Annotated in this window: 13 protein-coding genes; 6 read left to right on the top strand and 7 right to left on the bottom strand. The window is 65.4% G+C overall.

The features are described from left to right. Positions 1-12 precede the first annotated feature (12 nt). Both FHS96_RS15895 and FHS96_RS15900 read right to left on the bottom strand, forming a co-directional pair. Positions 13-2,769 carry an autotransporter outer membrane beta-barrel domain-containing protein gene (locus FHS96_RS15895; RefSeq protein WP_429593497.1) on the bottom strand — a complete coding sequence of 919 codons (2,757 nt, stop codon included), beginning with the start codon at positions 2,767-2,769 and terminating at the stop codon, positions 13-15. A gap of 191 nt (positions 2,770-2,960) precedes the next feature. Beyond that, on the bottom strand, positions 2,961-3,524 hold the full coding sequence (locus tag FHS96_RS15900) for a TetR/AcrR family transcriptional regulator (protein ID WP_429593499.1): 564 nt from the start codon (positions 3,522-3,524) through the stop codon (positions 2,961-2,963). 196 nt (positions 3,525-3,720) lie between these two features. On the opposite strand from FHS96_RS15900, the gene FHS96_RS15905 reads away from it, so the two are divergent. Together FHS96_RS15905 and FHS96_RS15910 are read left to right on the top strand one after the other, a co-directional pair. Continuing rightward, the gene (locus FHS96_RS15905; RefSeq protein ID WP_429593502.1) at positions 3,721-6,216 is read left to right on the top strand and encodes a TonB-dependent receptor; all 2,496 of its coding nucleotides are present in this window, start codon (positions 3,721-3,723) and stop codon (positions 6,214-6,216) included. Between the two features lie 127 nt (positions 6,217-6,343). Then, on the top strand, positions 6,344-7,885 hold the full coding sequence (locus tag FHS96_RS15910; protein WP_429593505.1) for a CehA/McbA family metallohydrolase: 1,542 nt from the start codon (positions 6,344-6,346) through the stop codon (positions 7,883-7,885). Positions 7,886-7,937: 52 nt separating this feature from the next. Here the strand turns inward: FHS96_RS15910 and FHS96_RS15915 are convergent, their stop codons facing one another. The 5 genes from FHS96_RS15915 to FHS96_RS15935 form a co-directional block, all read right to left on the bottom strand. Next, a complete protein-coding gene (locus tag FHS96_RS15915) occupies positions 7,938-9,242 on the bottom strand; it encodes an OmpP1/FadL family transporter (protein ID WP_429593508.1) in 1,305 nt (434 codons plus the stop codon). 73 nt (positions 9,243-9,315) lie between these two features. Continuing rightward, the gene (locus tag FHS96_RS15920) at positions 9,316-9,720 is read right to left on the bottom strand and encodes a DUF2147 domain-containing protein (protein ID WP_429593511.1); all 405 of its coding nucleotides are present in this window, start codon (positions 9,718-9,720) and stop codon (positions 9,316-9,318) included. Positions 9,721-9,891: 171 nt separating this feature from the next. Next, complete coding sequence (locus FHS96_RS15925; protein WP_429593514.1) at positions 9,892-11,703, bottom strand: acyl-CoA dehydrogenase C-terminal domain-containing protein; 1,812 nt, start codon at positions 11,701-11,703, stop codon at positions 9,892-9,894. Between the two features lie 17 nt (positions 11,704-11,720). Further along, positions 11,721-14,048 (bottom strand): 3-hydroxyacyl-CoA dehydrogenase/enoyl-CoA hydratase family protein, encoded by a 2,328-nt coding sequence (locus FHS96_RS15930; protein ID WP_429593517.1) that lies wholly within the window; start codon positions 14,046-14,048, stop codon positions 11,721-11,723. Then, positions 14,048-15,184, bottom strand: coding sequence for a thiolase family protein (locus FHS96_RS15935; RefSeq protein WP_429593520.1), 1,137 nt, complete (start codon positions 15,182-15,184; stop codon positions 14,048-14,050). The genes FHS96_RS15930 and FHS96_RS15935 overlap by 1 nt, the downstream gene beginning before the upstream one ends. A gap of 141 nt (positions 15,185-15,325) precedes the next feature. Here FHS96_RS15935 and FHS96_RS15940 point away from each other — a divergent pair, with 141 nt between their 5' ends. The 4 genes from FHS96_RS15940 to FHS96_RS15955 all read left to right on the top strand — a co-directional run bounded on the left by FHS96_RS15940 (position 15,326) and on the right by FHS96_RS15955 (position 21,200). Next, positions 15,326-17,053 carry a long-chain-fatty-acid--CoA ligase gene (locus FHS96_RS15940; protein ID WP_429593523.1) on the top strand — a complete coding sequence of 576 codons (1,728 nt, stop codon included), beginning with the start codon at positions 15,326-15,328 and terminating at the stop codon, positions 17,051-17,053. After that, the gene (locus FHS96_RS15945; RefSeq protein WP_429593526.1) at positions 17,040-17,441 is read left to right on the top strand and encodes a MerR family transcriptional regulator; all 402 of its coding nucleotides are present in this window, start codon (positions 17,040-17,042) and stop codon (positions 17,439-17,441) included. Before FHS96_RS15940 ends, FHS96_RS15945 begins: the two co-directional genes overlap by 14 nt. A gap of 355 nt (positions 17,442-17,796) precedes the next feature. Next, positions 17,797-19,224: a calcium-binding protein gene (locus FHS96_RS15950; protein WP_429593529.1), complete on the top strand. Its 1,428-nt coding sequence runs from the start codon at positions 17,797-17,799 to the stop codon at positions 19,222-19,224. A 539-nt stretch (positions 19,225-19,763) separates the two neighbouring features. Continuing rightward, a complete protein-coding gene (locus FHS96_RS15955) occupies positions 19,764-21,200 on the top strand; it encodes a calcium-binding protein (protein ID WP_429593532.1) in 1,437 nt (478 codons plus the stop codon). Positions 21,201-21,241: the final 41 nt, after the last annotated feature.

Here is a 21,241-nt window from a genome sequence, read left to right on the forward strand (position 1 = left end):
CAGGATCCTGTGTCAGAACGCGATCCGAAGCCCGGCGCGGCCGCCGGCACCCTCGATCCCGGTGCGCCGTCCGCCGTCCTTGAACGAGCGGATATAGCTGCCCTCGATGAAGCCCGAGACGCCCTGCGTCTGGCCGATGGTGAAGCCGAGGATGGCCTCGCCATAATCGTCGATCGCACGATTGGTGAAGTCGAAGGACTGGCCACCGCCGGTCAGGATCACGCGGTCCTCGCCCTTGAACTCGTGGACATAGTTGCCGCCCGCATAGAACGCCATCACCGGCCCTTCGCCCAGCGCGAACTGGCCGCCGATGCGCGCGCCGGCGCGACCGCGCAGCCCGTCGTCCGTGTCGAAGTTGACGCCGATGCCCTGCGACGTGAAATCGTCGAACGAGGTCTTCACCCAGGACAGGCTGGCCGCGGGCTCCACGAAGAAGCTGTCCCCGCCGAAGCGCATGCCGACTTCGCCGCGGGCGCCGTAGCTGTCACCCTTGTCCTTGTGGCGGAAACCACCCAGCGGGCTGGTCGCCTTGGCCCAGTAATAATCATATTTGCCAAGCGCGTTGACGAAGAAGTTGCCCGACGTGAAGCTCGCATAGGCGCCGCCGTTGACGACGTCATAGTCGATGCGGTCGGCAGAGCCCGCGAAGTTCTGGCTCGAGCTGATGTAGCCGCCGGTCACGCCGACCGCGAAGCCGCCACGATCGCCGGTGCCGCCGCTGATGTCGAAGCCAAGCTGGCCGCCATAATAATCCTGGCGGAAGCCCATGTTGACGCTGCGCACCTGGCCGACCGCGTTCACCGCGCGGGCGCTGTCACGCGATTCCACCGAGCCGTGCATCTGCAGCCAGAACTTGCCCGAAGGATCGCCACCGCCGAACGCCCACAGCGCGTCGCGACGGGCGCGAAGCTGGCCCGAGACGACGTCCGCCGACTTCAGCCACAGGTTGCGGGCGCCCTCGACATAGTTGAGCGTCCGGTAGGCGGCGTCGCTCGGCCCGCCGGTCAGGCTGTAGGAGAAGTTCTGCGGATTGTAGACGATCTCGTAGCGCACCAGGCCGGCGTCGCTGAACCCGCCCTGCAGGTCGAAGGCGTCGGAAGCGGAAGCGGCGCCGGCGCGCACCAGCGTCGTGCCGGTGTTGAAGGTCGCGGCGTTGCCCGTCGGCAGGTCGACGAGCACGACGGTGTTGCCAGTCGCGGCGCCGCCGATGACGAGCTGGTCGGTGCTGGTCGCCCCGATGTCCAGGCCGATGCGGCTGTTGCCCGAACCGACATAGTTGCCCGGCACGACGAAGGTTTCGCCGGCAGTGCCGTTGCGCAGTTCGATCAGGCCGCGATTGTCGAACGTCTCTAGCCCGACCATCGTGCGGACGGCGCCGGGGGTGCCGGTGCCGAACAGAACCTGCCCGGTGTTGACGAACAGATCGTTGCCGCCACCGAACTGGACGTCGGTGCGCATCAGGAACTCGCCCGAATTGTTGATCCGGTCGTTGCCGCCGGTCAGCAGCAGATCGCTGGTCAGCGAGCCGCTGTTGTTGATCGTGACCGGGCCACCCAGCGCGACGATCGCATAGCCTTCACCGATGTTGGGAATGCGGCCGGCATTGTCGATCGTGCTGCCGTCGACCGAGCTGATGGTGATCGCATTTCCCTGTCGCGCCCCGAGAACGCCATCGGCGCCGACCGTCAGCGAAGCCGTGTCGCCGGAGATCACCACGGTGTCGGTATTGGCGCCTTCAGCCGCAACGCCACCGTTGATGGTGACCGCGGCATTGCCGGTCGCATTGACGACCAGCGCGCTCGAACCATCGGCATAGGCGCGCACGCCGTTGACGGTGACGTCGGCATCGCCGGCGGTCGCGGTGACGACGGCTGCGTCGTCGCTGCCGCGGGTCAGGATGCCGCCGGTAGCGACCAGCGATACATTGGCGCCCTGGGCGATGATGGCGCTGCCGCTGGTGAGGGTTGCCGCGTCGTCGGTCGTCTCGGTGATGACGTTGGTGAGGTTGAGCGAAACATCACCGGTGGTCGAGGTCGCGACGATGCCGGTGCCGCCGGCGCCGGTCGCGCGGATGATCCCGTCGGACACGATCGAGATGTTGCCGCTGCCGGAGAGGGCCGACAGCGCGGTGCTGTTCGCGCCGGACGCCAGGATGTTGGTGCCGGTGACCTGGATGTCGCCTTCGGCGCTGGCCACGGCCACGCCCCAGGCGTCGGCGCCGCGGGTCTGCACGTTGGTGAAGTTGACGTCGACGCCGTTCTCGCCGCCAAGTGCGGCGATACCATAGGCGCCTGCACCCGTGGTCGTCACCGTCGGCGCGGTGATGCTCACGCCGTTGCCGACAGCAAGAATGCCGATCGCGTCGGTGCCGCTGGTCGATACGGTGTCGATGTTGATCGCAACATCGTCGGCGGCGGTCGCCAGCACGCCAGTGCTGCCTGCGCCGGTGGTGATGACGCGTGCGCCTTCGCCGGCGAGGGTCAGCGATCCCAAGCCATTGAGGTTGACGCCCGCCGTCGCGACGTCACGCGTGCGAACCTGCACGTCACGCTCAAGCGTGACGTTGAGGTCGTCCGTCGCCAGCACATAATTGATGCCCTGTGCATAGGGATTGCCCGCGGTCCCGCAGGTCACATTGCCGTCGGCATCGGGCGTTCCGCATTCGGACTGCGCGTGTGCGACGCCCGGCAGCGCGATCAGGGCTGCGCCGAGGCTGAGCAGAAGACGAGCGGAAGCGCGCCCGGAAATCGGGCGGAAGGCAGTTTTCATTTTAACGCAAACCCCACTTTAGAGATTAGGAATCAACAGCTTGCGTCGCGATAACTGGAACAGGGGTCGCAAAGTTCCGCCACAAGGTGAGACTTTTGCACGATGAAATTGTTCCGGGCACGAACCGATCCCAGCGGATGCGTCACATCGCTTCCGGTCGACTGTCAAAAACATGTCGCACTGTGGCAGGTTTACATCAGTGCACGATAATCCGGATAGTCGAACATCGCGCGGAACACATGATGCGCATCCGCAAAGAGCGCCTCTGCGTCGTGCGGCTCTTCCTTCAGCATCTCGTCCAGCGAATAGGCAATCTCGACGGAAAGCCGGGTGCGGCGGCGCACCAGCGCGCGATCGACGTGCGGAAGGTGGGGCATGTAGAGGTCGGTCAGCCGGTCGGTCACGAATTCGTGAGAGAACAGCCGGATGTGGGTGAGGCTGGGCACCGCGTGCAGCGCGCGCATGATCCACAGCGCACCGGGTTCCGCGCTGGTGATCGAATGCATCACGCGCAACAATTCAATGGTGGCATCCGCCATCGTCTTCAGATCGGTGCTGCCATAGCGGGCCACCCAGGCCTCAAGCGCCTCGTTCTGGCGGCGCATCAGCCGCTCGGCGAGCGCAGCGATGATGGCATATTTGTCGTCGAAATAGCGATAGAAGGCCGGCGGCGTCGCGCCTGCGCGTTCGCAGATGAGGTTGGTCGATATGCGTTCGATGCCGACCTCGACCAACAATGCGCCGGCAGCGGCCAACAGTGCCTCATAGGTTTTCAGCGCGCGCGCCTGAACAGGTTTCCGGTGTGTCGTCAACGCCTTGTACCCCCCAAGACCCACCCCTTTCATAGCCTGTCGGGGCATTTGTCGCGACTGTCATAAAAATGATATCTATCGCTATCATAGGCGCCCCCACAACGACATCATAGCCCAGTCCAAAAGGGGTCAATTTCACATGAAGAATCATATGGGGCGGCTATCCCTGATGGGAGCCGCAGCAACGATCGCGCTTGTCCTGCCGGCGAGCGTCCGGGCGCAGCAGGCACCGGCCGCCAATCAGGCGGCGCCCGCGCCTGAAGATCAGGGCGAGGAACTCATCGTCACCGCGCGCGCCGGCAATGGCGAGCAGCGCAAGGTCGAGGCGAGCTACGCCATCTCGACGATCTCGCAGGAAGAGCTGATCATGAAGGCGCCGATCGGCGTCGGCGAGGCGCTGAAGAACGTCCCGGGCTTTTGGGTGGAAAGCTCCTCGGGCGAGACCAGCGGCAATGTCCGCGTCCGCGGCATCCCGACCGACGGCTATTCGCAGGTCGCTCTTCTTGAAAACGGCATCACCATCCAGCATGACGCCGGCCTCGGCTGGCTGAACGGCGACCAGTCCTTCCGCATGGACCAGACCCTCGAGCGCGTCGAAGTCGTCCGCGGCGGCCCGTCCTCGCTGTTCTATTCGAACGCGCCGGGCGCGGTGGTCAACTTCATCTCGCGCAAGGGCGGCGACCATCTCGAAGGCCTCGTCCGCTACGAATATGCCGATTATGACGCGCACCGCGTCGACGGCTGGGTCGGCGGTCCGCTCGGCGACAGCGATTGGCGCTTCCTCGTCGGCGGCTATTATCGCATCTCGGACGGTCAGCGCCACACCGGCTACCGGCTCGGTGAGGGCGGCCAGATCCGCGCCACCCTGTCGCGGGACTGGTCGGGCGGTTCGTTCAGCCTCGACGTCAAGCATCTCGACGATCGCGTCGAGAACGCCATGGTCACGCCCTTCGTCAACGGCAAGGATGGCGATCCGACCGGCGTGCCCGGCTTCGACGCGCTGAAGGACACGATCGCGGGCGAGGAAACCCGCTATTTCGACTTCCGCACCCCGGGCGGCATCTATGAATTCGACGCCGGCGTCGCCAACACTGCGCGCATTACCCAGATTACCGGCTCGCTCGACCTCGATCTCGGCAATGATTTCAGCCTGCTTGCGAACGTCCGCTATCGCGACAGCTACAACAAGCGCAACAGCATCACCCCGCGCACCGTCTATACGCTCACCGACTTCCTGACCTCCTACAAGAATACCTACAAGGCAGCGCTGCCCGCCAACGCCAATCTCGGCCTGTTCTACAACAATGGCGGTGCGGCGTTCGGCCCCAACCAGAACGACAACGGCCTGGTGATGATGAACCTCGCCCGGTCGTTCACCGTGCCCGAGGATGAACTGGTCGGCGATCTGCGCCTGCAGAAGACCGCGCAGTTCCTGGGCCAGCACGATCTCGCCGTCGGCGTCTACTACGCCTACGTCACCGAGGATTATTCCGCGACCTCCGCCTCGATCCTGACGGACGTACGCGGCAATGCCGGGCTGCTCGATCTCTATCTGCTCGATGCCGCCGGCAACCGGCAGGCGGTTCTCACCGAGAATGGCGTGATGAGCTACGGCACCGAGTTCGGCAATTCGACCGGCAATTCGCGCTCGATCGCGCTCTATGCGTCGGACGAGTGGAAGATCACCGACAAGCTGCGCTTCGACTATGGCGCGCGCTGGGAACAGATCGACGTCTCCGGCGTCAGCGAGGGCTCACGCACCGTCAATCTCGGCCAGACCGCGACGCTCGCCGACAAGGCGGTGCTGGTCGGCAACGGCGTGTTCACCAACTTCGGCGGCAAGAGCGATCATGCCGCGTGGACGGCGGGCGTGAATTATCAGTTCACCCGCGATTTCGGCATCTTCGGTCGCTACACCTCCACCTATCGGCTGCCCGGCGTGTCGAGCTTCTTCGGCAACCCGACGCAGAAGCCGATCACCCAGAAGATGAACTTCCAGGAAATCGGCATCAAGTTCCAGCGGCCGACCTTGTCCTTCTACGTCACCGGCTTCCGCACGATCTATGAAAGCTGGGCGATCAGCGATTATCGCCAGAACAGCTCGGGCCAATATGTGCTGAACACCGTCTATGGTGACACCGAGACGCTCGGCGCCGAGGTCGAGGGCACGTGGCGCCCGGTCAAGTGGTTCGACATCCATGCGAACTACACCTACCAGGACGGCAAATTCTCCGACTTCGCCTACACCAATGCTGCCGGCCAGCAGATCGACTATTCGAACAACCGGCTGATCCGCGCGCCGCAGCACCAGTTCCGCATCACGCCGGGCCTGAACCTGCTCGACAACCGGATCCGGATCGAGAGCGACATCTCCTATTACGGCCAGCGCTATACCGACGTCGCCAACCAGATCAGCCTGCCGGCCTTTGCCACGGTCGATCTCAACGCGCGCTTCGATGCCACCGACAATTTGAGCTTCAACCTCTACGTCAACAACCTCACCAACACGATCGGCCTCACCGAGGGCAATCCGCGCGCCGGCACGATCGAGAATGATGAGGTCGGTGACCAAGTCTACATCGCCCGCTCGATCTTCGGCCGCAGCGTGCGCGGCGCGGTGACGTTCCGGTTCTGATGCAACGGGCCGGGCGGGCCTCGGCTTCGCTCGGCCATCCCCTCGATTTCGCTCGCAGCGAACGGAAAAGACTCAGAATTTTCCGTTCGTGTCGAGCGAAGTCGAGACACCCAGTCGGATGAAACCCATGCGCCTCCGCCTTCTCCCCACGATCCTCGCCGCAGCCCTGCTCGCACCCGTCGCAGCGCTTGCCGACGTGCCCGCGCCGCTCCCCGCCTGGGATGCCGTCCCCCTCGCGCAGAACAAGGAAAAGCCCGACCTCATCCTCACCGGAACGGTCGACCGCTCGAATTTCCAGCGCAACGTCGCGGTGCCGTTCGACGTGCCCAAGGGCGTCATCCGCCTCGCGGTCGAGCTCACTTACACACGGCCGGACGGCAAGACCGTCATCAACCTCGGCCTCTATGATGGCGAGCGGTTCCGCGGCTGGAGCGGCAGCAACAAGCATGCGGTGGTGATCGACGAGAGCAGCGCGACGCCCTCCTTCACCCCCGGTCCGATCGGCGGCCGCCGCTGGTCGCTCGACCTCGGCGTCTCGCACATCGATCCTGACACGACCGCGACCTACACCGCGAAGATCTGGTTTTGGCGCGCGGGCGACACCCCCGCGGTCTCCACCTTCTCGCCCGAGCCGCTGGTGGCGGACGCCGGCTGGTATCGCGGCGATTTCCACATGCACACCGGCGACAGCGACGGTTTCTGCGACAGCCGCCGCGGCCGCCAGGTGCCGTGCCCGGTGTTCAAGACGGTGCAGGCCGCCGCCGATGCCCGGCTCGATTTCATCGCGATCACCGATCACAACAATATCGCCCATCACAATGCGATGCGTGAGCTGCAGCCCTATTATGACGATGTGCTGCTGATCCCGGGGCGTGAGCTCACTACCGAACAGGGCCACGCCAACATCTTCGGCACCACCGAGTTCATCGACTATCGCCTCGGCGAAAAGAGCGTGTCCGATGCGAAGACGATGCTCCGCGCGGCGCATGCTGCCGGCGCGCTGGTGTCGATCAACCATCCCGGCGCACCCAACGACCATCGCTGCCGCGGCTGCGGCTGGATCGCCCCGCGCGACGCGATGGCGGAGGTCGACGCGATCGAGGCGGTCAATGCCGGGCGGCTGTGGGAACAACTCGCGGGCGCCGACGGCGGCGGCGACATCACGATCTGGGACGCGGAGATCGCTCGCGGCAAGCGCCTGACCGCGCTTGGTGGCAGTGACAATCATGACATGCAGCTGGGCCGCCTCGGCGTCGGCTTCCCGACGACGGTGGTCTATGCCATCAACCTCTCCGAGCGCGCGGTGCTCGATGGGGTGAAGGCGGGCCATGTCTGGATCGACATGACCGGCAAGCCCGGCCGCGCGATCGACCTTAAGGCGAGCGCCGGCGGCGCGCAGGCGATGATGGGCGACGCGATCGCCGTCCCCGCCGGCCAGCGCCTGTCGCTGACCGTGACGGTGGCGGGCAGCGCCGGCGGCAAGCTTGTCGGGCTGCTCGACGGTAAGCCGGCGCCTGCTCTATCCGTGGACAAGATCGACGGCGCCCGTGCCGATCTGCCGCTGGATTGGACCTCGGACGGCCAGCGCCACTGGATCCGCTTCGAAGTGCGCGACGGCAACAAGCGCGCGATGATGACCAACCCGGTCTATGTGAACTTCGGCGGGTAGGGATTTGCTTTGTCCTCCCCGACGCTGCGCGCCGGGGAGAACAAGAAGAAGATCAGAACCGCATCCGCGCACCTGCGGTCAGCACGATCGCGCGGGCGTCCTGCAATTCGCCGTTGGTGATGATCGGCGTCTGCGCGGCGGTGCCGACATAGGCTGCGGTCACGCGGTCGATCGTCGCGTCGGCGAAGTCGATATAGGCCGCGCCGACATCGAAGGAGAGGCTGTCGGTCGCCTTGAAGGTGCCGCCCGCCGAATAGTTCCAGCGGTTGGAATCCGGCACGCGCGCGTCGCGCTGACCATCCTGCGTCGGTGTCAGCGCGCGCTGCACGCCGGCGCGGACGGTGAAGCGCGGCGACACGTCATAGTCGACGCCGCCCGCCAGGCTGTAGCTGTTGCGGTAATTCTGGGGCAGTTCCTCATTCAGCGGCGCGCCGAGGCGGATCGCGTCGAACTTGTTCCAGGTATAGCGCACCGCCTGGCCGTTGAGCGTCAGCTTGTCGGTGGCCTTCACCCGCGCGCCGAGGATGATCTGCGCCGGCGTGTAGAATCGCGCCTCGATGCCCGAGAGCGTGGTGTTGGAGGCGGCGAGGGGGCCGAGCAGCCCGCTGATCTCGACATCGCCCTTCAGCTTGTGCTCGATCGCGGACTTGTAGGCGAAGCCCACCGTCACGACGTCGTTGTGCATCTGGAAGCCGGCGGTCCAGCCGAGATCCCAGCCATTGCCCTTCAGCCGCTGCTGCCCGTCCGGCAGGCTGGCGAGCACATTGGGCAGCGCGTTGCTCAAGGTCGCGTCGCTATATTCGACGTTGAGCGCAGCGCCGACGCGCAGCCAGTCGGTCACCGCGACGCCCACCGAGGGCTGGATGTCGAAGGTGCGCAGCTTGGTCTTGGTCGCCGAATAGCGCGCCCAGCTGGTATCGTCATAATCGGTGGTGAAGCTGTAGGGGCTGGTGATGGCGAGGCCTACCGCGATGCGATCGTTGATCGGATAGGCGATCGCGCCCGAGGGCAGCACGCCCTTGCTGATCGGATCGCTGCTGATCGGATCGCCGCCGATCGGCGCAAAGGTCTGCCCGGGGCGGCGGATCACCGTGCCATTGTCCACCACATCGCCCTTGGGCAGGATCGCGCTCACCGAGATCGCAGCATCCGCCCGGTCGATGCCGGCGATCGCCGCAGGGTTCCACCACAAGGACGGCGCACCGGTATCCGCAACCTCGCCGGAAAAGGCCCGGCCCGCGCCGCGCGACGACTGTTCCTGCAGATAGAAGGCCTGGGCGTGCGCCGCGGTGGGCAGCGCTGCGAAACCGATCGCGGACGCGGCGGCGGCGAGCGAAAGCTGGGTACGCATATACATGAGCGACGATCCTGTATTTTACCGGTGCGTAAGGGGGGCGGGAAGGGTGCGTTAAGGGGGTGTTTGCGCGCGCTTAGCGCACGCGGGTCCAGGTCTGCGTCTTGCAGAGCGGCACGAACACGCAGCCGCGGACCTTGAGCTGGGTGGGGCTGATCGGGGTTACCGTCGCCTTGTAGGTCTTGCCGTCATCGGCATTGTAGATCGTGCCGCCGGTCCAGGCGCCGTCATCCACCTTGAACCCGCGCAGCAGCACGATGCCCTTCAGTGGGCGGCTGCGCAGCTTGGCGTCGGCATTCTTGGCATCGCGCAGATCGGGATTGGTGCGCAGCAGATCGGAGGTGACGAGCTTTCCGCAGATCGAGGCGCCGCAACGCTGGATCTCGACGACACCATTTTTGGTCTCGGTCTTCCAGGTGCCGATGGCGCTGTCGGGGGAAAGTGCGGCGGCGCCGGCGAGCACCGCGAGGAACATGGACATGTGCGACCTCTCCTAAATCCGGAGCCCTGCCGGGCGATCCGGATGGCGGCCGCATTGTTGCGGTCCGCCATTGTCGTTCGATCCTATACGACAATCATCTGACGTATAGGGAATGCATATTCCGCTAACGGCCGGCGCTGCCCTCTGTCAAGCATTGCCGGCCGTCGACCATCAGAAAGCGTCTTCCTCCAGCGCGATCAGCGACCTTTTGCCCGACTTGATGACGAGGAAGGTCGTCGTCGCGAAGGGCAGGATGCGGTCGAAGAAGAAGCCGGCGGTGGCCAGCTTCGCCTTGTAGAAGGCGGCATCCTCATGCCCCTCCGAAACGCGTCGCGCGGCGATCCGCTCCGCGCGCAGGAAGCAATGGCCCATCGCGACCAGCCCGAGCATCCGCAGATAGTCGGTGGCGGCGGCGCCCGCCTCTTCGGGATCGGCCATGCCCTTCTGCGCGATCATTCCGGTGGAGAGCTGCAGCGCGCCGAACGCCTGCTGCAACCCCGCCAGATGCGCGGCCAGCGCCTTGTTCCCGGTCACGTCGGGCGCGCCCGACGCTTCCTCCAGATGGTTGGAAACCGCGTGGAAGAAGGGGCGCAGCGCGCGGCCCATGTTCGCGGGCATCTTGCGGCCGACGAGGTCGAGCGCCTGGACGCCATTGGTGCCCTCGTAGATCTGGGTGATGCGCGCGTCGCGGACATACTGCTCCACGCCATGCTCGCGGATGTAGCCATGGCCGCCATGCACCTGAACGCCGATATTGGCGGATTCGAAGGCAAGGTCGGTGAACAGCGCCTTCACCACCGGCGTCATCAGCGCGACGAAGTCGCCGGCGCGGGCGCGGGTCTCGGCATCCTCGCCATGCTTCTCGGCATCGAGCGCGCGTGACACCCACTGGCCGAGCGCGCGGGAGCCCTCGGCATAGGCGCGCTGCGTCATCAGCATGCGCCGCACGTCGGGGTGGACGATGATCGGATCGGCGGGCAGGTCCGGCCGCTTGGCGCCAGACAGCGCGCGGCCCTGCAGCCGCTCTTTCGCATAGGCGACCGCCGCCTGATACGCCGCCTCGGCGACGCCCAGCCCCTGAATGCCCACCGAGACCCGCTCGGTGTTCATCATCGTGAACATCGCCTGCATGCCCTTGTTGGGCGATCCGACCAGCCAGCCGATCGAATCCTCGAAGGCGAGCTGGCAGGTGGCCGAGGCCTTGAGCCCCATCTTGTGCTCCAGCCCCGCCACCGACACGCCGTTGCGCGCGCCGGGGGTGCCGTCATCCTTGGGCAGGAATTTGGGCACGAGGAACAGGCTGATCCCCTTCACCCCCGCCGGCGCGTCGGGCAGCTTGGCGAGCACGAGGTGGATCACATTGTCGGTCAGGTCATGATCGCCCGACGAGATGAAGATTTTGGAGCCGGTGATGCGGTAGCTGCCATCCTCCTGCGGCACCGCGCGGGTGCGCAGCAGGCCGAGATCGGTGCCGCAATGCGCTTCGGTCAGGCACATCGTGCCCGCCCATTCGCCGCTGACCATCTTGGGCAGATAGGCGTTCTTCAGATCCTCGCTGCCATGGCCCTCGATCGCGGTGGTCGCGCCGTGGGTGAGGCCGGGATAGAGGCTGAACGACAGGTTCGCCCCGCAGATCATCTCCTCGACCAGCTTGTTGATCGTTTCCGGCAGGCCTTGGCCGCCCCATTCGGTGGGTGAGGCGAGCGCCGCCCAGCCGCCCTCGCGGAACGTGTCATAGGCGGCCTTGAAGCCCTCCGGCGTGCGGACCACGCCATTTTCCAGCCGGCACCCTTCCAGATCGCCGCTGGCGTTGAGCGGCGCGAGCACATCCTGCGCCATCCGCGCCGCCTCATCGAGGATGGCGTCGTACAGGTCGGGGGTGAATTCGGCGAAGGCGGGCTGCTCGCCGAACGCGCCGCCCTCGGCGAACAATTCGTGCAGCACGAAGCGCATGTCGCGCAGCGGAGCCTGATAGACTTGCATTGCTTGTCCTCTCCCGATCAGTTGCGCAGGGGCTTGCCGGTTTCGAGCATATGCTCGACCCGGGCCTGCGTGCGGGGATCCTTGACGCTGGCCATGAACGCCGCGCGTTCCAGCTTCAGAAGCTGGTCCTCGGTAACGGTATCGACCAGGTCGGTGTCGCCGCCGGTCAGCACCCCGGCGAGCCGGTTCGAGACGACGACGTCATAGTCGGTCGCAGCGCCCTTCTTGTGGAAATCGTTGATCGCGCCGCCGATGACGGTGCGGCCGCTTTCGCCCGGCAGGCGGAAGCCGGGTTTCTCGGGCGGGGCATAGCCCTCGACCAGCGCCAGCGCCTTCGCCTTGGCATCGGCCAGCAGCCGATCGCGGTTCATCGTGATGTCGTCATCCTTGCGCAGGATCAGCATTTCGCGCGCCTCGGCGGCCGACTTGGCGACCTTGGCGGTGGAGATCATCTCGAACGCCTTGGCGACCGGCGGCATCGGCCCCTTGGGCACCATCGGCGATTTCGCCAGACGATCGAGCATCTCGCCATTGCCGCCCCAGCCGGGAACGAGGCCGACGCCGCATTCGACGAGGCCGGCATAGGTTTCGGCATGCGCCTGGATCGCGTCCGAATGAAGCAGGATCTCGCAGCCGCCGCCGAGCGCGAGGCCCGCGGGTGCGGCGACGACCGGGAAGGGTGCATATTTCAGCGCCTTCAACGCCTGCTGGCCGGCCGCGATCAGCTTGTCGATCTCGCTCCACGCCGCAATGTTCACCGCGAACATGGCGAGGCCGAGATTGGCGCCGGCGGAGAAGTTGCTGCCCTCGTTGTAGATCACCAGCGCCTTGTATTGCGCCTTCACCAATGTGATCGCCTGCTGCACCATCTGCATGATCGGCTCGTCGAGCGCGTTCATCTTCGAAGTGAATTCGAGCGCGACCACGCCGTCGCCGACGTCCCACAGCGAGGCGGAGCCGTTCTTCGCCAGCGGCTTGGCGGCGAGGCGGATATCCTCCAGCAGCAGCACGCCATCCGGCCGCACGACATCGGCATAATCGCCGGCCACGGTCAGATATTGGCGGCGGCCATTCTCGATCCGGTAGAAGGGGCGGTCGCCCGCAGTGTCGAGGATCGCCGGCACCTCCCGGCCCTCGGTGCGCAGCCGCTCGGCCAACTTGCCCGGCCCTAGGCGGTCGATCAGCTCGAACGGCCCGAACTTCCAGTTGTAGCCGAGCTTCATCGCATCATCGATCGCGACGATGTCATCGGCCACTTCGCCGACCAGCATCGCCGCGTAGGAAAGCACGTTGCCCAGCACCGTCCACGCGTAGGTGCCGGCCTTGCCGGGCAGCGACACCAACGCCGCGAGATCCTTTTCGGCGGCTGAGGGCAGGCGCTGCGGGCTGATCGTCGTGCGATACTCGCCGCTGGCGAGGTCGAGCGCCTGCTTGGTGCGGGTGCCGTCCGCGCCCTTTTCCAGCCGGTAGAAGCCACCCTTGCCCTTGCGGCCCGTAAAGCCCTCCGCGATCATCTTGTCGACCAGCGGCATCGGGCGCACGGTGGCGAAATAGGGATCGCCCTCGGGCAGCGTGGAGGTCAGGCTCTTCGACAGCAAGGGCATCAGGTCAACGCCGACAAGATCGACGAGCCCGAAGATGCCGGTCTTGGGCACGCCCATCGGCTTGCCGCCGATCTGGTCGGCCTCTTCCACCGTCAGCCCCTGATCCATCGCCGCGTTGATCGCGACCGCGAGCCAATAGGTGCCGATGCGGTTGGCGATGAAGCCCGGCGTATCCTTGGTCCGGACGACGCGCTTGCCGAGCGCGCGATCGACGAAATCCTCGACCCGCGCGACGACGTCGCCATCGCTCTCGGTGCCACGGACGATTTCGATCAACCGCATGTAGCGCGGCGGATTGAAGAAATGGGTGATCAGGAAGTCGCGGCGGAACTGCTCGGACCGACCCTCGACGAGGTGGCCGAGCGGAATCGTGGAGGTGTTGGACGAGATCGCGGTGCCGGGGCGCTTATGCTCTTCAAGCCGCGCATAGAGCGACTGCTTGATGTCGAGCCGCTCGACGATCGCCTCGACGATCCAGTCGCACTCGGCGACGCGTGCCAGATGATCCTCGATATTGCCGGTCTCGACCAGCTTCGCCGCCGACGACGACATGAACGGCGCCGGATCGGTCTTGAGCATCTTGGCGACCGCGCCCTTGGCGACGGCATCGCGGTCGGCGCCATCCTTGGGCACGATATCGAGCAGCAGCACCGGCACCCCGGCATTGGCGACCTGCGCGGCGATGCCCGCACCCATCGTGCCGGCGCCGATCACGCAGACTTTCTTGATCGCATCCGCCATCATGCACGCTCCAGCACGGTCGCGATGCCCTGGCCGCCGCCGATGCACTGGGTGGCGAGCGCATAGCGGCCGCCCTCGCGCGCCAGCAGCGCTGCGGCCTTGCCGACGATACGCGCGCCGGTGGCGCCCAGCGGGTGGCCGATCGCAATCGCGCCGCCATCGAGGTTGATCGTCTCGTCCTTCAGTTCGAGGTCGCGGATGCAGGCGATCGCCTGGCTCGCAAACGCCTCGTTGATCTCGACCACGTCGAGGTCGGCGGCGGTGATGCCGGCGCGGGCAAGCGCCTTGGTCGAGGCGGCGATCGGGCCGAGCCCCATCGTCTCGGGCGCGCAGCCGGCGACGCCGACCGACTTGATCTTCGCGAGCACGGTCAGCCCATGTTTCGCGGCGAATTCGGCCGAGGTGACCAGCACCGCGGAGGCGCCGTCGGTCAGCGGGGATGAGGTGCCGGCGGTAACCGATCCTTCCGCATCGAACGCCGGCTTCAGCCCGGCGAGCACTTCCTCGGTGGTGTCGGCGCGGATGATGCCATCCTCGCTGATCACGCCGGCCTTGGTCTGGATCGGCACGATCTCGTCGGCCAGGCGGCCGCCGTCGCGCGCGGCGCCGGCCTTCTTCTGGCTCTTCACCGCGAACGCATCCTGCTCGGTGCGGGTGATCTGATATTTGCGGGCGACGTTCTCGGCGGTCTCGCCCATGCCCATATAGGCGCCGGGCTGCGCCTTCGCGAGCGCGGGGTTGGGCAGCGGGTTGTAGCCGCCCATCGGGATGCGGCTCATCGATTCGACACCAGCGCAGATGAACGCTTCGCCCGCGCCGATCTGGATCTGGCCGACGGCGATATGGATCGCGCTCATCGAGGAGCCGCAGAAACGGTTCACCGTCATGCCGCCCACCGACAGCGGCAGGTCGGCCAGCAATCCGATCAGCCGTGCGACGTTCAGGCCCTGTTCCCCCTCGGGGAAGGCGCAGCCCAGGATGATGTCCTCGATCTCGGCGGGATCGACCTTGGTCCGTTCCAGCAACCCGCGAATCACCTGCGCGGTGAGGTCGTCGGGGCGAACCCTGGCGAGCGCGCCCTTGGTGGCGAGGTGGAACGGGGAACGGGCGTAACCCGCGATGACGACGTCGCTCATGTCTGTCCTCTCGAATGCTTCGGCCTCGGGATATTGGCCCTTGCCGACTGTCGCTTAGGTACGCTACTTAACCATTACGTCAAGTGGTGACGGCCTACGAAAAAATGGCCGGGCCGCGCGAAGTGAGAACAAGAGGCGAGGATGAACAACGCGCCGACCGATCGGATCGCACCCACTAGCCGCAGCATTGCGCATGGCCTGCCGATGCCGGCCCAGCCGCGGCTTATCGACCATCTTTTGAAAGACACGGTGCGGCGCTTCGGCGACCGGATCGCCTATGATTTCCTCGGCCGCCGCACGACCTATGCCGAACTCGACGTGCTGGTCGATCGCGCCGCTGCCGGCCTGCAGGCGCTGGGTGCGCAGCATGGCAGCCGGGTGGCGCTGTGCCTGCCCAACACGCCCTATTATCCGATCCTCTACTGCGCGACGCTGCGCATCGGCGCGACGGTGGTGAACGTGAACCCGCTCTATACGGAGCGTGAGCTGATCCACCTGCTCAAGGATTCGCGCGCCGAGATCATCGCGACCGCGGACGTCGCCGAACATCATGCCCGCGTGGTGACGGTGGCTCAGCAATTGGGCGTTCCCCACGTCATCACCTGTCCGATCGCCGATGCGCTGCCGCGCGCGACCGGGCTCCTCTACCGGCTGCTCAAACGCGCAGAGATCGGTCGGGCTCCCAAAAATGCGCGCTTCACTGATTTCGCCCACCTCGTCGCGGGCAATGCCCAGCCCTATCGGGTCGCGGTGAAGCCGGATGACCTGGCGGTGCTGCAATACACCGGCGGCACCACCGGGCTGCCCAAGGCGGCGATGCTGACCCACGCCAACCTCGTCGCCAATGCCGATGCGATGGTGATCCATGTCGGCGGCGAGCGGGAAGAGCAGGATCGGGTGATGGGCGTGCTGCCCATGTTCCATGTCTTCGCGCTGACGACGGTGCTCAATTTCTCGCTGCGCACCGGCGCGGAGATGATCCTGCTGCCGCGCTTCGAGCTGCAGCAATTGTTGCGCGCGATCGGGCGGACCAAGCCGACCTACCTGCCGGCGGTGCCGACGATCTACAACGCGATCAACCAGGCCGCTGCCAAGCAGAAGGTCGATCTCTCCTCGATCCGCGCCTGCATCTCGGGCGGTGCGCCGCTGCCGCCCGAAGTGCGCCAGAGCTTCGAGACGATCACCGGCGCGAAGCTGGTCGAGGGCTATGGCCTGACGGAAGCCTCGCCGATCATCACCTGCAATCCGTTAAACGGCCTCAACAAAGCGGGCTCGGCCGGCCAGCCCTTCCCGGGCACGACGATCGAGATCCGCGACCGGGACGAGCCCACGCGCATATTGCCGCTCGGCGAAAATGGCGAGATCTGCGCGCGCGGCCCGCAGGTGATGGGCGCCTATTGGGACAAGCCGGACGAAAGCCGCAACGCCTTCGTCGATGGTGCGCTGCGTACGGGGGATGTCGGCCATCTCGACGCGGACGGCTATCTGTTCATCGTCGATCGCATGAAGGACATGATCCTGTCCTCCGGCTACAACGTCTATCCGCGCGTGATCGAGGATGCGCTCTACGAGCACCCGGCGGTGGCGGAAGCGGTGGTGATCGGCGTGCCGGACGCGTATCGCGGGCAGGCGGCGAAGGGCTTCGTCACACTGGTTGAGGGCGCCAGCGCTACGCCTGAAGCATTGCGCGATTTCCTGCGTGACAAAGTGAGCAAGATCGAGCTTCCCCGCGAGATCGAAATCCGTAAATCCTTGCCCAAGACGTTGATCGGCAAGCTCTCGAAGAAGGAGCTGGTCGAGGAGGAAAAGGCGAAGGCGGCAGCAGGGGCCGCCGGCGCGACGAAGGAGGTTGGGGTTGCAAGCGGTTGAAGCCGATGCGCGCGGCGATCTGCGCGGGATCCAGGATGTTGCCGACGCGCTCGGCATCACCCCGCGCACCTTGCGTTTCTATGAGGATCGCGGGCTGATCCAGCCGCACCGCATCGGCACGATGCGCGTCTACACCAGGCGCGAGGTCGGCCGCATGCAGCTCATCCTGCGCGGCAAGCGGCTGGGCTTCAGCTTGCGCGACATCGAGGAATTTCTCGACCTCTATGATGCCGATCCCCAGCACATCGAACAGATGCGCGCGCTGTCCGAACGCGTCGGCCAGCGCATCGCTGAACTCGAACATCAACGCGAAGCGCTGGACCAGACGCTTGCCGAATTGCGGTTGATCGACGCGCAGGCGCAGGAACGCATCGCCGCCGCGCTCTAGCCGGCAAGGCGCTGCCCGGCGGCGGGTGACTGATCCATGTTTGTCATGCTTGTCCGCGCCGGGTGATTTGCCTGGCAGAACGTGTGAAAAACGGTGACATGCCAGGGTCGCCCGCCAATTGGCATCTCGCTATGCTTTGCTGCATCTTATAAGTCACTCGAATAAACGCTTTGCGTGTGATTCGCGGCGCTGATCGTCACTGTCCGATAGGGCGTCTCGGCGAACGGCGCAGGCGGATATGCTTGAAACATCTATTCCCGACGGCGGCGTTCAAGCGGCCGTGCCTGACCTGTCATCGTTCCGTTTCGACTTATCCTGCGGGCGCCGATGCTGCCCGCCATAGGGGAGTGCAAGCATGGCGGAGTTCGTGATCGATCGTTCCAGTGGCACCCTGATCTTTTCCACCGGATACAATACCACCGAACATTATCTGCAGGTCGACGACCATGTTTTCGTCAAGGTCTATGAGTCGAGCTGGGGTTTTGGCTTCGATGAGATCGGCGGCAGCGACAGCATCTACGTCAGCAATTACAGCAGTGATGCCTATACGTCGGTGGTGGTCGGCGCGCCGCTCGGTCCCACGCCCGTCATGCGGCAATATTATCTGTCGTTCGAAACGCAGCCGCTTTACGGCGACAGCTACACGGATGGCAATATCGCCTACATCGTCCAAAGCGCTGCCTATTTCACGACGGCCGTCACGCTCAATGGGCAGGTGTTCGGGGAAGAGCCCTACATCGTCATCAACGATGTGCTGATCGGCGGCAGCGCCGCAGACACGCTGAGCGGCATGATCGGCGACGACTGGCTCGACGGCGGCGAGGGCGCCGACCTGCTGCTGGGCGGCGAAGGCAACGACGCCGGCATTGGTGGCGCCGGGGCCGACACGATCGAGGGCGGCGTTGGCAACGACCGGCTGGACGGTGGCGCGGGCGCGGACATCCTGCGCGGCGGCATCGGCGATGACACCTATATATTCGACGGGCTGGACACGATCGTCGAACGCGCCGGAGAGGGCAACGACACGCTCGCAGTCAGCGCCAACCAGTTCACGCTGACGATCGCGAACATCGAGAACCTCTCTAGGATCGGCGGCGGCAGCTTCCGCGGCACCGGCAATGCCGGCGCCAACCAACTCAACGGCGGCAGCGGTGCCGACTATCTCGATGGCGCCGCCGGCAACGACGTGCTGAACGGCGGCGACGGCAACGACACGCTGACCGGCGGTACCGGCGCCGACTCGCTCAACGGCGGTGCCGGCATCGACACGGTCAGCTATGAAGCGGCGACCGGCGGCGTCGGCCTCAACCTGCTGACCGGCGTTGTGAGCGGCGCGGCGGCCGGTGACAGCTTCTCAGGCATCGAGATCGTCAAGGGCACGGCGTTCAACGATCTGCTGCGCGGCGACGCGGCGGCGAATACGCTCTACGGGAATGACGGCGTCGATGATGTCCGCGGCGGCGACGGCAATGACGTGCTCTATGGCGGCGCCGGCGACGATCGCCTGCTTGGCGAGGCCGGCAACGACCGGCTGTCCGGCGGTGCCGGCAATGACATCTTCTACCTCAATCCGGGCAACGGCCGCGACACGGTGATGGACTTCACCACGGGCGACGTGCTCCGCATCGGCCACGGCCTGCCCTTCGACAGCATCGCCGACATCCTGGCGGTGTCGACCCAATCCGGCGCGAACACGGTGATCCGCTTCGATGCGAGCAATTCGGTGACGCTGCTCAACGTCTCGCTGGCCACCCTCGACGCCGGCGATTTCCTGTTCGCGTGACACCAGCTTTTCCCTCCCCGGGCGGCGCTCGGGGAGGGAATGATTGCCGCGTCGATCACGTGCGTTTCGGGGACGCGATAGGAAATAGGTTCGAAGAGATCTGCTTTGGCTTCGCCTTAGAGTTTTGTATTGTGTCCCCGAAATATCCAGCCCCTGGCGAGGCCTGAATCGCGTCGCCCGGCGATTCAATCCAGCGCACATTCCCCGTACACCCGAGCGCAAGCGGAGCGCAGCCGGTGTTGCGCTATCGGTTCGCGACTCGGCCCATAGTCAACAGGGAAGCAAGGCTTGGGCAAAATTCACTGTAAACCGTGTCACCTTCGGCCTGTTTCAACCCCTTTTCCCGGTGGACAGAGGAAGAATGGGCGTCCTCATCCGGTCCTGATCCAAATTACTTCCGTGCCGCTCATAATTCCCAATGCGACTCGTTCTGAAAAAGCGCATGCAGTGATCGCAGTCACACGTCTGTGACCCGGCAGGTCTAGATTATCCGGCGGTGGTGGGACTGCGTACAACCAGAAACAGCGGAGAGTGATATCATGGAATTCACGATCGACCGCGCCAATGGCGCGCTGCTGGCGCTGACCGGTTACAGCACCTCGGGCACATTCTTCTTCGAGGATGACGAGGTCATCGTTACCTACGGGTCCTACTGGTCCCTGTCCTACTCCGAGATCGGTGGCCCGGTGTCGCGCAACTTCTCAGGCGGCAGCAGCACGCAATTCACCACCGTCGGCCCACTCAACCTGCTTCTCGATCCGACGCCCACCGTGCGCACGTTCGAGATCGTCTTCGAAAGCTTTCCCGATTCGAGCGACGCGATCTCCGACGGCCTCGAATATTATACCGTGCAGAACGCGGCCTATGTCACCGCGCCAGTCGAACTGATCGGCAAGGAAGCCGGCGAGCATCCCTATTTCAACACCACCGACCTCCTGATCGGCGGCAGCGCCGGTGACCATCTGGTCGGCCTGACCGGCGATGACTGGCTCGACGGCGGCGACGGCGCCGACCTGCTGGAAGCCGGCGATCATGATGATGTGCTGGTCGGCGGCGCGGGCAACGACACGCTTGATGGCGGCGCCGGCAATGATCGGCTGGTGGGCGGCGCGGGGGCCGACACGCTGCGCGGCGGCGCTGGCAATGATAGCTACACCGTCGACGCCTATGACACGATCGTCGAACTGGCCGGAGAGGGCATCGATACCGTCCTCACCAGCGCCAATGTGTTCACGCTGACCTTCGCCAATGTCGAGAACATCACGCGCGTCGGCGATGCCAGCTTCCGCGGAACCGGCAATGTCGGCGCAAACCAGATCAACGGCGGTGCCGGCACCGACATCCTCGACGGCGGCGCCGGCAATGACGTGCTGAACGGCGGCGGCGGCAATGACACGCTGATCGGTGGGGCCGGTGCGGACGTGCTCAACGGCGGTGCCGGCACCGATACCGCCAGCTATGAGACGGCCACGGGGGCGGCGGCGATCAACTTGCTGACCGGCGTCGTCAGCGGTGCTGCCGCGGGGGACAGCTTCTCCAGCATCGAGATCATCAAGGGCACCGCCTTCAACGATCTGCTGCGCGGCGATGCGGCCGCCAACACCTTCTACGGCAATGCCGGGGTCGACGATCTGCGCGGCGGTGATGGCAATGACGTGCTCCATGGCGGCGATGGCGATGATCGGCTGCTGGGCGAGGCCGGTAATGACCGGCTGACCGGCGGCGCGGGCGACGACATCTTCTACCTCAACGGTGGTGGCGGCCGCGACACCATCACCGATTTCGCTGCGGGCGCCGCCTCCGGCGACGTGCTGCGCATCGGCGTCGGGCTGCCGTTCGAGAGCTTCGAGGAGATCATGGCGGTCGCGTCGCAATCGGGCGCGAACACAGTGATACGCTTCGATGCGAGCAATTCGGTGACCCTGCTCAACGTTTCGCTGGCCAGCCTCGACGCTGGCGATTTCCTGTTCGTCTGATCGCTTCCTCCCAAGCCCTCGCCACGTTTTCTGGGCGAGGG

The organism is Sphingomonas zeicaulis (assembly GCF_050433225.1).
Classification (GTDB): Bacteria; Pseudomonadota; Alphaproteobacteria; order Sphingomonadales; family Sphingomonadaceae; genus Sphingomonas_D; species Sphingomonas_D zeicaulis.

Bases quoted from the DNA above. Each gene is read 5' to 3' on its own strand.
- FHS96_RS15940 (WP_429593523.1), top strand. From the start codon at position 15,326: ATGAACAACGCGCCGACCGATCGGATCGCACCCACTAGCCGCAGCATT.
- FHS96_RS15950 (WP_429593529.1), top strand. From the start codon at position 17,797: ATGGCGGAGTTCGTGATCGATCGTTCCAGTGGCACCCTGATCTTTTCC.
- FHS96_RS15935 (WP_429593520.1), bottom strand. From the start codon at position 15,184: ATGAGCGACGTCGTCATCGCGGGTTACGCCCGTTCCCCGTTCCACCTC.
- FHS96_RS15915 (WP_429593508.1), bottom strand. From the start codon at position 9,242: ATGTATATGCGTACCCAGCTTTCGCTCGCCGCCGCCGCGTCCGCGATC.
- FHS96_RS15925 (WP_429593514.1), bottom strand. From the start codon at position 11,703: ATGCAAGTCTATCAGGCTCCGCTGCGCGACATGCGCTTCGTGCTGCAC.
- FHS96_RS15895 (WP_429593497.1), bottom strand. From the start codon at position 2,769: ATGAAAACTGCCTTCCGCCCGATTTCCGGGCGCGCTTCCGCTCGTCTT.
- FHS96_RS15930 (WP_429593517.1), bottom strand. From the start codon at position 14,048: ATGGCGGATGCGATCAAGAAAGTCTGCGTGATCGGCGCCGGCACGATG.
- FHS96_RS15955 (WP_429593532.1), top strand. From the start codon at position 19,764: ATGGAATTCACGATCGACCGCGCCAATGGCGCGCTGCTGGCGCTGACC.
- FHS96_RS15910 (WP_429593505.1), top strand. From the start codon at position 6,344: ATGCGCCTCCGCCTTCTCCCCACGATCCTCGCCGCAGCCCTGCTCGCA.
- FHS96_RS15920 (WP_429593511.1), bottom strand. From the start codon at position 9,720: ATGTCCATGTTCCTCGCGGTGCTCGCCGGCGCCGCCGCACTTTCCCCC.
- FHS96_RS15905 (WP_429593502.1), top strand. From the start codon at position 3,721: ATGAAGAATCATATGGGGCGGCTATCCCTGATGGGAGCCGCAGCAACG.